Origin of the sequence: Aeromonas sp. 600276, from assembly GCF_049175815.1 — a bacterium.
GTDB lineage: Bacteria > Pseudomonadota > Gammaproteobacteria > Enterobacterales > Aeromonadaceae > Aeromonas > Aeromonas dhakensis.
Genome location: NZ_JAAKVU010000002.1, coordinates 330,009 through 342,901 on the forward strand (window position 1 = coordinate 330,009; position 12,893 = coordinate 342,901).

The following is a 12,893-nucleotide window of genomic DNA, read 5'->3' on the forward strand; positions in this document are numbered from 1 at the left end:
TTGAGCAATGGCCGCATGATACGAGCTTTCACTTGCGCAAAAAAGCATCATCAGATGTGTCGTCAAGAGTGGGTTCAGCTTCGAAAGCAGGTTGTGGACAAGGCAAGCAGTGAAAGCGCCGCCGGGGTGGCCCGGTCGGCAGCAGAGACGGTGAGGTCGGGCAGCTGAGATAGAAAAGGCGCCCGAGGGCGCCTTCTGTCACCGCGGGGGGATCAGTTGAAGAACCAGTAGCCGCGGTTGACCAGCCGGGTCAGCAGCTGCAGGAAGCCGGCCTGATCGGCCAGTTCCACCATGTCGGCCTGGGTAACCATGTCCTTGTCGCACAAGAGCGAAATGGCGGCGGCATCCTCGCTCGGCAGGGTCCAGGCTTCGCCGTCGATGTAGCAGGTCTGGCTTTCGCCACTGAACCAGACGGTGCGCAGACCCGGCACCTTGATGGCGGGCTCGCCCTGGGTCAGCAGGTCGGCCACTTCCTCGGCGCTGTAGTCCGGCTCCACCGGATTGACGTCCAGATCGTGCTTGGCCTCGGAGATCATGGTGCCGAACCACTCCTTGAACAGGGTCTCGTCATCGAGTGCCTGCTGCATCAGCTCGCGCAGGCGGTGCAGCTCGTGGGGCTGGATCTCGCCGTGGCGGGCACGGGGCTTGAGGTCGGCATCGCCGTAACGCTCGGTGCGGATCTCGTTGTCGATCAGGTGATCGGCAAAGGAGGAGATAAGTGCCTTGGCGTCCGGCGCGCGAAAGCCCACCGAGAAGTTCAGGGAGGGTTCGATGGCGTAGCCCTCGTGGGGGAATCCAGGCGGAATGTAGAGGATGTCGCCCGGCTCCATGATGACGTCGATGATCGCCTCGAACGGCTCGCAGTGCAGCAGGGCGGCGTGGGCGGCAAACTCGCTTCGCGGTGTTGCATCGCCGACCCGCCAGTGGCGTTTGCCCTGGCCCTGGGTGATGAAGACGTCGTAGTTGTCGATGTGGGGACCGACGCCACCGTGAGGGGTGGAGAAGCTCACCATCACATCGTCAAAACGCCAGCCCGGGATGAACTGGAACGGCAGCGCCAGCTCGTTGACCTCGGGGGCCCAGTGGTTGCAGGCCTGCACCAGCACGGTCCAGTTCTCTTCGCCCAGGTGATCGTAGGATTCGAAGGGGCCGTGGGCAGCTTCCCACTTGTTGTTGAAGCGGGTCACCAGGCGCGATTCAATCACCTCTTCCATGGCCAGACCCGCCAGCTCGTCCGGGCTGATGGGATCCTGAAAGTCGGTGAAACCGCCCTTGATGAGGAGCGGGCGCTTCTGCCAGTAGTGCTCGAGGAAGTGAGCGATATCCAGATTGAGTTGGTACATGGTCTTCTCGTGTCTCTGTGAGAGAGGTGTTGCCCAAGACGGGCTTGGGCAACGCCACTCATGGCCCTGCCTTGGCAGGGAAAACAACAGGGGGCCCTGTGGCTAGTGCCCAGGGCCCCCGATACTCTCTCGCCCGCTTATTTCAGCAGGTCGACCAGACGCTGGGCGTCGCCGATATAGTTGGCCGGGGTCAGCTTCTTCAGCTCGACTTTCACGGCTTCCGGCAATTCCAGCGTGTCGATAAAGGTGCGCATCCCTTCGGCGTCGACGCGGCGGCCACGGGTCAGCTCTTTGAGCTTCTCATAGGGCTTCTCGATGCCGTAACGGCGCATCACGGTCTGGATCGGCTCGGCCAGCACTTCCCAGTTGGCATCCAGATCGGCGGCCATGGCATCGGCGTTGGCTTCCAGCTTGGAGATGCCCTTCAGGGTCGCCTGATAGGCAATCAGGGAGTAACCCACTGCCACGCCTAGGTTGCGCAGCACGGTCGAGTCGGTCAGGTCACGCTGCCAGCGGGAGATGGGCAGTTTGCTCGCCAGGTGCTGGAACACGGCGTTGGCCAGACCCAGATTGCCTTCGGAGTTTTCGAAGTCGATGGGGTTGACCTTGTGCGGCATGGTGGAGGAGCCGATCTCGCCGGCGATGGTGCGCTGCTTGAAGTGGCCCAGGGAGATGTAGCCCCACACGTCGCGATCGAAGTCGATCAGGATGGTGTTGAAGCGTGCCATGGCGTCGAACAGCTCGGCGATGTAGTCGTGCGGCTCGATCTGGGTGGTGTAGGGGTTCCAGGTCAGGCCCAGAGAAGTGACGAACTCCTCGGAGAACTGGTGCCAGTCCACTTCCGGATAGGCGCTGAGGTGGGCGTTGTAGTTGCCCACGGCGCCGTTGATCTTGCCCAAGATCTCCACTGCCATGATCTGCTTGAGCTGGCGCTCCAGACGGTAGGCGACGTTGGCCATCTCCTTGCCCATGGTGCTCGGGGTCGCCGGCTGACCGTGGGTGCGCGACAGCAGCGGCATGTCGCGGTACTCGGCGGCCAGGCGCTTGATCTCGGCAATCAGCTTCTCGCAGTAAGGCTTGATGACCTCCTCGCGGGCGGTCTTCAGCATCAGGCCGTGGGAGTTGTTGTTGATGTCTTCGGAGGTGCAGGCGAAGTGGATGAACTCGCTGACGGCGGCCAGTTCGGGGTTCACTTCCACCTTCTCTTTCAGGAAGTACTCCACCGCTTTCACATCATGGTTGGTGGTGCGCTCGATCTGTTTGATACGGGCGGCGTCGCTCTCGTTGAAGTTGCTGACGATGCCGTCGAGCAGGGCACTGGCGGCCGCGCTCAGGGCAGGGACTTCCGGGATCCCGGCGTGGCTGGCCAGTTTTTGCAACCAGCGTACCTCGACTTCGACGCGAAAACGCAGCAGACCGAATTCGGAGAAGATAGGGCGCAGGGCATCGGCCTTGTCGCCATAACGACCGTCAATCGGGGAAACAGCAGTCAGCGCGGACAGCTCCATGGGGTGAACTCCTGATGATTGGTGTGGGGGATTCGTATCCACTCGCGCGCGGGCCGGGGGGCATCAAGGCTGATGTGCGGCTGTTCACCTTGTTCTCCCTCTGCCTTTGCGCGAGCCAATGATTAGTAACGCTTGGCCAGTTCCACCATCTTCTTGCGGGCGAAGATGATCTGGGTACGACTGCCGCCGAGCTGGCGCCACAGTACGCAGGCCCGGATGCCGGCCAGCAGCAGGGCGCGCACCTTGTGCTGCACCAGCGGCTGCTGCAGGAACAGCGGGGTGCCCGCCACCTGAATTCGGGGGCCGATCGGGCTGATGAGATCGCTATAGATGCTCGCCATGTTGGCCAGGATCTGCTCGTCGAGCAGGTCGAAATGCTGTTGCTGGCGGCCGATCTGGCCGATCCGCTCACCCAGCATGTTGAGAATGTCCTTGCGCTTGGCCAGCTTGCGCTCCAGCGCAATCAGGCTCACCACGTAGCGGGTCAGCTCGGCATTCTTCTGGCTGCCGTCGGCGCCCAGCTGCTCGACCAGGGCGCGGTAGCCGTCGCGAATGGCCAGGTGGTTGCCAAACACGTCCAGCGGCTGCTTGGGGTCGGTGACCAGGATGCTGGAGAGGCTCTCGCGCAGGGAGGCCTCGTCACAGGTGCCGTCGCGGGCTACCTTCTGCACCAGGTAGGCGGCCTGGCAGATGCCGGCAAAGGCCATGGTTCTGTCTTGGAATTTGTCGCTCATATCTTCGCGGCCTTGTTCTGTTCATTCACTGGCAGATATCCGCTGCAGGCCATGATCCGGCCTTGGAATTTGTCGCTCATATCTTCACAGCCCTGTTCTGTTCATTCACCGGCCGATGTCATGATCCGGCCAGGAAGTTGCCAATCATGTATCACTGCCTTGTGCTGTTTTTTCTTTGTCCCCTCTCCCTCAGGGAGAGGGTCAGGGTGAGGGTGGTTCCCCCCTCATCCCCAACCCTTCTCCCGCAAGGGGAGAAGGGAGTCGAGCGCGGACGCTTGTGAGCGTCCAGCCCTTACACCGGATGGCTGAAACGCTGCTCTATGATGCCACCGCCCAGACACACTTCCCCGTCGTAAAAGACGGCGGACTGGCCCGGGGTGACCGCAGCCTGTTTCTCGTCGAAGATGACCCGGATGGTCTCATCGTCGATGGGCTGGATCAGGCAGGGAATATCTTCCTGACGATAACGGGTCTTGACGGTGCAGCGGCGCGGTTCGCGAATAGGGGTGCGATCCACCCAGTGCAACTGGCTCGCGATCAGGCCATCGGAGTAGAGGCGGGGATGCTCGCCCTGCGCCACGATCAGGGTGTTGCGCTCGACCTCTTTGTCGACCACGTACCAGGCCTCTTCGGTGGCATCTTTGCGCCCGCCGATGCCAAGCCCCTTGCGCTGGCCCAGGGTGTGATACATCAGCCCTTGGTGCTCGCCGATCACCTTGCCGTCCACGGTTTCGATGGGGCCGGGCTGGGCGGGCAGGAACTTGGCCAGGAAGTCCTTGAATTTGCGCTCACCGATAAAGCAGATGCCGGTGGAGTCTTTCTTCTTGGCGGTGATGAGATCCAGCTGCTCGGCGATGCGGCGCACCTCGGGCTTCTCGAGATCCCCGACCGGGAACAGGCTCTGACCCACCTGGGTTTCGCTCAGGGTGTAGAGGAAGTAGCTCTGATCCTTGTTGGTGTCGAGACCGCGCAGCAGGCGCGGGCGGCCGGTGCTGTCGTCACGGCGCACATAGTGGCCGGTGGCGATGTAGGTGGCGCCCAGCTCCTCGGCGGCAAACTCCAGGAACGCCTTGAACTTGATCTCCTTGTTGCACAGGATATCCGGGTTCGGCGTACGGCCAGCCTTGTACTCTTCTAGGAAGTGCTCGAACACGTTGTCCCAGTACTCGGCGGCGAAGTTGATGGTGTGGAGTTTCATCCCCAGCTTGTCGCAGACGGCCTTGGCATCAGCCAAATCCTGGGCGGCAGAGCAGTACTCGTCCGTGTCGTCTTCTTCCCAGTTCTTCATGAACAAGCCTTCGACCTGATAGCCCTGCTGCTGGAGCAGGTAGGCCGAGACGGAAGAATCCACGCCGCCGGACATGCCGACGATCACCTTGATTTGGCTGTTGTCTGTCATTAGTCGAAGTTACCAGTTCGTTTAAACGGGGCGTATTCTACCAGAATTTCGCGCCCCCGGTCACATATCCATGCCGCCGTTCCCATCAGGAACCCGGCTGCAGGAAATCGTTTTTCTTGTCTCGGCCTCACAGCGTCAAAAAGAGCCTCCAACGGCTCTTAGATAAAGGCCTTGAGGGCCGACAGCGGTAAGCGGGTACCCGCCAGATAGTCCTGAATGCACTGCCACACCAGAGGGCTTCTCAGGGCCGCTTTGCACTCGGCAATCTCCTCCAGGGTGAGCCAGTGGCAGGCCAGCACGTCGCCGTCGGGATCCTCTGGATGGTGCTGACCCGGCGCCTTTTCAAGGTCGAAGATGACGGCGATGCGCACAAAGGTGGCCTCGCTGTCTGCCGGCTTGTAGAGATAGACCCCGAGCCAGGCGGTGGGAGCGGCGGTGAGCCCTGTCTCCTCCTTCAGCTCGCGGCAGGCCGCCTGGACGAGATCTTCCCCAGGCTCCACGTGGCCGGCGGGCTGGTTGAAGCGGCGCTGGCCTTTTATCTCCTCTTCCACCAGCAGGAAGCGGCCCTGCCAGTGCACCAGGGCGGCCACGGTAAGGCGGGCGGGCAGGGGGGATGATCGCTCATTGGGACTCCTTGTCTTGTGTACCGTGCCTTGCTGTGGCACTCGATCAGGTTGCGCCATCTATGTTGCGGCACGCTGGCCAAATGGCTTACTCGTGTTATTCCGATGGCTTGCTGCGGGCCGGACGGCGCGCGGTGCCTCGGCCGCCGCTGCGATTGGCCGGGCGGGGGCTCGCTTCGCGGCTGTCCCGCTCTTGGTGTTGGGCGTGACGGGTCGGCCGGGCCTTGCTGTTGCTGCCGGCCCCCTGTGGCCTGGCGGCTGTGCGCGGCTTGCCGTGCACAGCCGATTGCCGCGGTGCAGCTGCCAGCTCGGGAGCGGGCAGGGCGCGGCTCTCCCCCGGCGCCAGACCATCGAGGGTCCACTCCCCGATGGCGTAGCGGATAAGGCGCAAGGTGGGGTGACCGATATGGGCGGTCATCCGCCGCACCTGGCGGTTGCGCCCCTCCACAATCTTGATCTCCAGCCAGCAGGTGGGGATCTCTTTACGCTCGCGAATAGGCGGGTTGCGCGGCCACACCGCAGGTTCCTCCATGATGCGCGCCCCGGCGGGCAGGGTCATGCCGTCGTTGAGCTCTACCCCAGCGCGCAGGGCGGCCAGTTTCTCTTCGCTCGGGATGCCTTCCACCTGTACCCAGTAGGTCTTGGGGGTCTTCTCCCCCGGCTGGGTGAGGCGCGCCTGCAGTTTGCCGTCGTTGGTGAGCAGCAAGAGCCCCTCGCTGTCACGGTCTAGCCGGCCCGCGGCATAGATGCCGGGCTCGGTGATGTAATCCTTGAGGGTCTCGCGGCCCGCCTCGTCGGTGAACTGACAGAGCACCATGTAGGGCTTGTTCAACAGCAGCAGCTTGCGATCGGCAGGCGCCGGTGCCGGTTTGCGCTCGCCCTCCTTGTCTCTCATGGCGTGCTGCGCCTCCCTGCGCTGGGATGGGCGCGCCGTGGCGGGCCCTTTGGCCTTGTGCTCGGTGTCAGGGCGGGTGGAGAGGGAGAGACGGGGGCGGGCTGATTTCATCGCATGCATACCAAAAACAGGGGAAGGGCGAGTGTACCACAGGGGGCTGTCACGGGCATGAACGACGGGGACGGGAGGCCAGCGGCTCAGCCGAGCAGGCCGTCGATGACGATGGCCTGACGGGCGGAGGCGGAGCCTGCGTGCAGCAGCGCGGTACCCACCTGCTCGTCTATCAATGCGCGGGCCAGCCGGGTGAGGGGACGCAACAGCTCGGGGGCAAGACCGGCGGGCACAGCCAGCAAAATCAGGGTCTGCACCGGCCCGAGCGCGGAGCCCCACTCGATGGGTTCGCTGCTGCTGAGCAGCGAGAGCGCGGGGCGGCGGATGGCGGGGCAGATGACGTGGGGCATGGCGAGGCCGGGCCGAATGATGGTAGCGGCCAACTGCTCGCGCGCGGCGATGGCCTGCTCCAGCATGGGTCTGTCGCTTATCAGCGCAGCGGGCAGCAGATCCACCAGCACCGCCAGTGCCTGGGCCTTGTCGAGGGGGGCCGTGGCATGGCCGAGCTGGGCCAGGGTGAAGCAGTAGTCGGGCAGCGCCTGAGCGAGGCGCTGCTCGGCCAGGGCGGCGCTGCCCGGGCGCCCCAGCGGCTGGCCAAGCTCCACGCACCAGCAGGTGAAGGCCATGTGGGCGAGCTCGGCATCCAGCCCCTCGATCAGCAGCAGACAGAGATCGCCGGGCTGGGTGGCCAGGGTGAGCAGGGAGAGCTGGTTGGTCGCCTCCACCGCCTGGCGGCGGGTGACGTTGATGAACTGGATATGGGACTTGAACAGCCCGGCCAGCCGGCTCAACTGCTTGGCCTGGGTGATGGTGAGCCCCAGCCGGCAGTGAAAGGAGATCTCGCGGATCAGCATTCAGACGCCGGGGGCGGCGGCCTTGAGCACGGCTACCGCATCGAGCAGCACCGCCTCCAGCGCCACCTGGTGAATGGGGCTGCCGAGAAAGCGATCTTTTTGCTCAATCTCGATATCGGAGGCGATCAGCACCAGATCGGCGCCGGCGATGTCGCGGGCGGTGAGGATGTTCTCCAGCCCCATGGCCCCCTGGGTTTCGACCTTGATCTTGAGCCCCAGCTTGTCGGCGGCTTTTTGCAGCGCCTCGGCGGCCATGTAGGTGTGAGCGATGCCGGTGGGGCAGGCGGTGACGGCGAGGATCTTCATGGGCTCTCACGGCAAATTCGGGTGGGGCAACAAGATAGCGCCAAGGGGCGGCCTTGCCAAAGGGGTGGAGGCAAAAATGGGATCCCGACTGCGCTCTGTTGAAGGGATGGGCAAGGGGTAGGCGCATTTGTGGCCCCAAAAGGGACAAGTGGGGAAAAAGGGGATAAAAAACGGCCCGCCAGAGGGCGGGCCGAATACACACTACGGAGTGAAACCTTAAGACCGGGCAATCAGTGCCCAGTAAGCCGGGGCTCAGGCGGACTGGGCGGCCAGGGTGGCAGCTTTCAGCTCACGTTTGATACGGCGGATCTTGCGCTCTTCGGCGACCGCGACGCAGGCCATCAGCACCAGACAGGCGGCGGCGGCCATGTCGAGCGCCGCGAAGGTGCCGCTCCAGCCGGTCAGGCCGAAGATGGGGGTGCCGTCGGCGATCATGCCCAGACCCAGTTTGGCGAAGCTGTCACCGATGAGGTAGGCGAAGGTGCCCTTGACGCCATCGGCCACGCTGATCCCCTGCTTGGGTACGAAGCCCACGGCGGCCACGCCGATCAGCAGTTGCGGACCGAACACCAGGAAGCCCAGCAGGAACAGGGAGCCCAGGAACATGAACTGGGTTGTGGCGTGCTGGTAGAGCCCCAGGGTGGCGATGATCAGCGCCAGCGCCACGCAGGCCACCAGACCACGACGACCGTTGGCCAGATCCGAGAGGTAACCCCACATCAGGGTGCCGACCAGGGCGCCCACTTCAAAGAAGGTAAAGCCCTGAATGGCTACGTCCTTGGAGAAGCCCAGCTCCTGGTGGGCGTAGACGGTGGACCACTGGTCGATACCGATACGCACTACGTAGAGGAAGATGTTGGCGAAGCAGAGCAGCCAGATCACCTTGTTGAGCAGCACGTACTTCACGAAGATCTGCCACTTGGTCAGCTTCTGCTCTTCGGTGGCAACGTCTTCTTCGCTCGCCACTTCGTCAAACAGCTCTTCCACCTTGCCCAGGCCATAGGCTTCCGGCGAATCGCTACCAAAGCGCAGGCCAACAAAACCGACGATCAGCGCGATGATGGAGGGGAAGATGAACATGCCGAGCACGTTGCCATCGAACAGGTAGTTGGCACCGAACAGCGCCACACCGGCCGCACCGGCGCCGCCCACGTTGTGGGAGAGGTTCCACATGCCGAGGTAGGTGCCGCGCTTGTTGCGGGGTGTCCACTTGGTGATGGTGGAGTAGCTGCAGGAGCCGCCGCAGCTCTGGAAGAAACCGCTGGCCGCGTAGAAGAAGATCATCAGGTAGAGGCTGAAACCGGTACCGCCCATGCTGGCACTGAAGCCCAGCATGCAGAGGGAGGAGAGGATCAGCATCAGCGGCAGGAACTGCTTGGTGTTCTTGCCGTCGGCATAGTAGGAGACGATGGTCTTGCCCACCCCGTAGGTGATGGAGAAGCCAAGGCCGATCATGCCGAGCTCGGTCATGGAGAGACCGTACTCCTGGATCATGTCGTTCTGCGCAATGTTGAAGTTCTTGCGGATCAGATACATGGTCAGGTAACCGATGAACACAACCAGATAGGATTGCATAAACGGTTTGAACCAGAGCTTGCGCCGGGCTTCGACCGGCAGGTTCAGGGTGGGGACCCGGACCTGTTCGAGCAGTTTAAACATCTTCGTTCATCCTCTGCGAGATAGACGCTGTTTCCGCCGCGTTCCACCCTTTTTGATTGGAGTTGGAGGTCACGCCACGGAAAGAACAACAGGAAGCGGGCGCGGTGCGCGGCGAGCCCCTGTCGATTGAACCCATGCCCGTCCCTTGCGCCATGGCGCGGGTCGGGTAACCACATCAGGTAGCGTGACTTTAATGAGGCGCGCTGCAAATGGCGTGAGAGCCATCCCTAGGGGGGGTAGGAAAATTTCCTAGTTTGGCGGGATCCGGCCGCGAAGCGTGAAGAGGATCACAAGCCGGCGTCGTACGGCAGAGGTGAGCGGGCTCTCTCGAACCCGACAAAAGAGGAGGCCACCCGCAGGTGGCCTCGTCCGGTTTGTCATCCGTCCCGCAAGGGGGCGGCTTGGTTGGGCGGGGATCAGGCGGCCTTGGCCAGGTTCACCTCGTCACTCTTCTTGACCCGCAGTTTTTTCAGGGCAACCGCCACCACACCGGTGACGATGGCGCCGCAGATCATGCAGAGCAGGGCCAGCAGCGGCTTGTTGACGGCGCCCAGCAGGGCCACGATGGGGCCACCGTGGGCGACGCTGTTGGTGATGCCAAACAGGAAGGCCATCACCGCGGCGGTCATGCTGCCCAGCACGTTGGCCGGAATGACGGCCAGCGGATCACGGGCGGCAAACGGAATCGCCCCCTCGGAGATCCCCACCAGACCCATGGCGCCGGCAGCCTTGCCCGCTTCAATCTCGGTGGCATCGAAGATGCCGAGCTTGCGACCGAGCACGGTAGCCAGCGACATGCCAAGGGGCGCGGCCGGGATGGCGCAGGCCATGGCACCCATAAACTGGGTCTGGCCGGAGGCGATCATGCCCACCGAGAACAGGAAGGCCACCTTGTTGACCGGGCCACCCATGTCAAAGCCGGCCATGCCCCCCAGCACGATCCCCAGCAGCACCAGGCTGCCACCGCTCATGGAGAGCAGCATGGCGTTCAGACCCGTCATCATGTCGGCAATGGGGGCGCCGATGATGAAGATGAAGACCGCAGCGATAAAGAGCGACCCGACGATGGGGGCGATCAGGATCGGCACCAGCGGCTGCACCATCTTGTGGTAGTGGCGGGTGGCAATCCAGCGCACCAGATAACCGACCAACAGGCCCGCAATGATGGCACCGATAAAGCCGGTACCGGCGTCGGCGCCGTAGAAGCTGCCGTTGTTGGCGATCCAGCCGCCGATAAAGCCCGGTGCCAGCGCGGGTCTGTCACCGATGGCGTAGGCGATGTAGCCCGCCAGGATGGGGATCATCAGGGTGAATGCGGCGACGCCCACGTTGAGGATCTGGTTCCACATGCTCCCTGCCGGGATCTGCATGCCGCTCGGGGTCGGATCGCCGCCGATGGCCAGTGCCAGGGCGATCAGCAGACCCCCGGTGACCACAAACGGGATCATGTGGGAGACGCCGTTCATCAGATAACGGTAGAGATCCGAGCTGCCGCCTGAGCTCTTCTCCTCGCTCTTGCGCTCATCCTTGTCCGCCACATAGGCGGGGGCCTTCAGTGCCTGCTCAATCAGCCCCTTGCCATCCTTGATGGGGGCCTTCACGCCGGTCTTGATGAGCGGCTTGCCGTTGAAGCGGGCCATGTCCACCTGCTTGTCGCAGGCCACCACGATGGCGCTGGCACGGGCGATCTCGGCCGCAGTCGGGCTGTTCTTGACGCCGATGGAGCCGTTGGTCTCCACCTTCACCTCAAAGCCCAGCTCTTTGGCGGCGCGCTCCAGGGATTCTGCCGCCAGGTAGGTGTGGGCGATGCCGGCCGGGCAGCCGGTGACGCCGATGATCAGCCCCTTGTCGGCGGCCGGGGTGGCCACCGTCTCTTCTTTCTTCTCGAGCAGCAGGGCCAGCGCATCGGCTTGGGTCTTGGCTGCCAGCAGGGCATCGATAAAGCCCTCTTCAATCAGCTTGGCGGAGAGCTCGGCCAGCACCTCGATATGGTGGTTGGCGCCGCCGGCCGGGGAGGCAATCATGAAGAACAGTTTGGAGGGCTTGCCATCCTCGGCGCCGTAGTCGATGCCGGCGCGGCTGATACCGATGGCCACCGCCGGGGTGCTTACTGCCGCACTCTTGGCGTGGGGTAGGGCGACGCCCTCTTCAAAGCCGGTGTTGTCCAGCTCTTCCCGGGCCCACAGATCCTTGATAAAGGCCTGTTCGTCGCTGACCTTGCCTTGCGCCGCGAGCAATCGGGTCATCTCGGTGAAGACCTCCTCCTTGCGCGTGGCCTTTAAATCGAGCGCGATCAGCTGCTCGTTGATAAGGGTGGTGATCATGGCGTTCTCCCTGCTCCTGGCCGGAGCCTGTTGGCATCTTTTCCTGGGCTACCGCCCAGGACATGCAGACAAAAGTGACCCCACTATTATCCCGCCCGCAGGGCAGCGCACCTATCGGACAAAACTGCGAAATACTGGATTTTTGTGCGCCATCATCCCGAGTGTGACCCCGATCGCACAGCAGACCAGCTGACAAAATGGGTCTTGATTGAATCGGTGTGTTATTTTTTGTTTTTAAAAATCATCACCTTGGTGTTGATTGTTTCAACGTGCCTTTATGATGGAGAGTGATGTTATCCGGCCTAGAATCGGTGAGAAACTGTAAATTTGTGAGGTGAAAAGAGCGGGCTGTGTGTGAGCTGTCGCACATAAATGGCAGTGACGGGGCGCTTGATAAGGGGAGACCGGCGAGGGGAAAGGTGGAGAAATGGGTTGAGCCATAGGTGCCAGACAGCCCACCACAACGCGCGAGTGAAGCCATAGGAGTTGGCCCCGTAGGGTGCAATGAACGAAGTGAATTGCACCGCTTGTTTGGGTAGGCGGGGTGGAGGTAGGAGAGGGGATGGCCGAAAAGAGAGAGGCGATAACGCGAACGTCCGAATACGCTCCGCTATTCGAACCTACGGGCTACCCCGTTAGCTATGAATGGTCAGTTGCGTGAGGTAGCTATTTACCGCTTCGCGAGTCGTGAAACGGTGCTTGTCGTTTGGGAATCGATCAAACAGCTCGCGATGGAATTGGCGGGAGCTTTTGCCGGCTCGCTGCCCATATTCCGAAGCCCACACCAGCAGTTGTTGAAAGTTCTCTTCGGCAGCCATTGTATCCCGTTGCCTGGCACTTTGTGATCCGCGCGATAGCAGCGAATCACGGCATACAGACCAGTCGAGATCCAGAAAGAGCAGGGTATCGGCGGCATCAAGCAGTTACTCGGCCAGGGTACCAAATACCCCTTCGACCACCCATGAGGGCTCTTGAAAAAGTGTTTGAATGGCTTGGTCAATCTCATGTTGGAGGCGTTTTTGGTTAAAGCCGCCCGGGTGCCAGACAATGGTGTCCAGATTGTATGGAGATGGTATTCACCTGACAGTTGCCCACAAAAGGGAGTGGTCATACGGCTTCAAACCGGATAACAAAACG

10 protein-coding genes and 1 pseudogene are annotated in these 12,893 nt (G+C 62.3%); all 11 read right to left on the minus strand.

Annotated features, from left to right (window positions below; all coding sequences use genetic code 11):
• Nucleotides 1-212 precede the first annotated feature (212 nt).
• Complete coding sequence (locus G5134_RS03600) at nt 213-1,343, minus strand: cupin domain-containing protein (protein ID WP_065018255.1); 1,131 nt, start codon at nt 1,341-1,343, stop codon at nt 213-215.
• Nucleotides 1,344-1,480: 137 nt separating this feature from the next.
• On the minus strand, nt 1,481-2,851 hold the full coding sequence (gene purB / locus G5134_RS03605; protein WP_065018256.1) for an adenylosuccinate lyase: 1,371 nt from the start codon (nt 2,849-2,851) through the stop codon (nt 1,481-1,483).
• Between the two features lie 122 nt (nt 2,852-2,973).
• Nucleotides 2,974-3,585: a high frequency lysogenization protein HflD gene (gene hflD / locus G5134_RS03610; protein WP_005298892.1), complete on the minus strand. Its 612-nt coding sequence runs from the start codon at nt 3,583-3,585 to the stop codon at nt 2,974-2,976.
• Between the two features lie 292 nt (nt 3,586-3,877).
• Nucleotides 3,878-4,984 carry a tRNA 2-thiouridine(34) synthase MnmA gene (gene mnmA / locus G5134_RS03615; protein ID WP_010634593.1) on the minus strand — a complete coding sequence of 369 codons (1,107 nt, stop codon included), beginning with the start codon at nt 4,982-4,984 and terminating at the stop codon, nt 3,878-3,880.
• Between the two features lie 158 nt (nt 4,985-5,142).
• Nucleotides 5,143-5,667, minus strand: coding sequence for an NUDIX hydrolase (locus G5134_RS03620; RefSeq protein WP_421231868.1), 525 nt, complete (start codon nt 5,665-5,667; stop codon nt 5,143-5,145).
• Nucleotides 5,668-5,704: 37 nt separating this feature from the next.
• Nucleotides 5,705-6,622 carry a pseudouridine synthase gene (locus G5134_RS03625; RefSeq protein ID WP_065018257.1) on the minus strand — a complete coding sequence of 306 codons (918 nt, stop codon included), beginning with the start codon at nt 6,620-6,622 and terminating at the stop codon, nt 5,705-5,707.
• Nucleotides 6,623-6,699: 77 nt separating this feature from the next.
• Nucleotides 6,700-7,467 (minus strand): PTS sugar transporter subunit IIA, encoded by a 768-nt coding sequence (locus G5134_RS03630; protein ID WP_065018258.1) that lies wholly within the window; start codon nt 7,465-7,467, stop codon nt 6,700-6,702.
• Entirely contained in the window at nt 7,468-7,773 is a 306-nt protein-coding gene (locus G5134_RS03635) for a PTS fructose transporter subunit IIB (protein WP_065018259.1), read from the minus strand.
• Nucleotides 7,774-8,025: 252 nt separating this feature from the next.
• Nucleotides 8,026-9,432 carry a hexose-6-phosphate:phosphate antiporter gene (gene uhpT, locus G5134_RS03640; RefSeq protein WP_065018260.1) on the minus strand — a complete coding sequence of 469 codons (1,407 nt, stop codon included), beginning with the start codon at nt 9,430-9,432 and terminating at the stop codon, nt 8,026-8,028.
• Between the two features lie 416 nt (nt 9,433-9,848).
• A complete protein-coding gene (locus tag G5134_RS03645) occupies nt 9,849-11,756 on the minus strand; it encodes a PTS fructose transporter subunit IIABC (protein ID WP_065018261.1) in 1,908 nt (635 codons plus the stop codon).
• A 635-nt stretch (nt 11,757-12,391) separates the two neighbouring features.
• Nucleotides 12,392-12,817 (minus strand): annotated as a pseudogene (locus G5134_RS03650) (AAA family ATPase); the annotation flags it as partial.
• Nucleotides 12,818-12,893 lie beyond the last annotated feature (76 nt).

What these genes read in the sequence shown, in the direction of transcription:
- G5134_RS03600 (WP_065018255.1), bottom strand. Translation starts at nt 1,343, where the DNA reads ATGTACCAACTCAATCTGGATATCGCTCACTTCCTCGAGCACTACTGG.
- mnmA (WP_010634593.1), bottom strand. Translation starts at nt 4,984, where the DNA reads ATGACAGACAACAGCCAAATCAAGGTGATCGTCGGCATGTCCGGCGGC.
- G5134_RS03635 (WP_065018259.1), bottom strand. Translation starts at nt 7,773, where the DNA reads ATGAAGATCCTCGCCGTCACCGCCTGCCCCACCGGCATCGCTCACACC.
- G5134_RS03625 (WP_065018257.1), bottom strand. Translation starts at nt 6,622, where the DNA reads ATGCATGCGATGAAATCAGCCCGCCCCCGTCTCTCCCTCTCCACCCGC.
- G5134_RS03645 (WP_065018261.1), bottom strand. Translation starts at nt 11,756, where the DNA reads ATGATCACCACCCTTATCAACGAGCAGCTGATCGCGCTCGATTTAAAG.
- hflD (WP_005298892.1), bottom strand. Translation starts at nt 3,585, where the DNA reads ATGAGCGACAAATTCCAAGACAGAACCATGGCCTTTGCCGGCATCTGC.
- G5134_RS03620 (WP_421231868.1), bottom strand. Translation starts at nt 5,667, where the DNA reads ATGGCGCAACCTGATCGAGTGCCACAGCAAGGCACGGTACACAAGACA.
- G5134_RS03630 (WP_065018258.1), bottom strand. Translation starts at nt 7,467, where the DNA reads ATGCTGATCCGCGAGATCTCCTTTCACTGCCGGCTGGGGCTCACCATC.
- purB (WP_065018256.1), bottom strand. Translation starts at nt 2,851, where the DNA reads ATGGAGCTGTCCGCGCTGACTGCTGTTTCCCCGATTGACGGTCGTTAT.
- uhpT (WP_065018260.1), bottom strand. Translation starts at nt 9,432, where the DNA reads ATGTTTAAACTGCTCGAACAGGTCCGGGTCCCCACCCTGAACCTGCCG.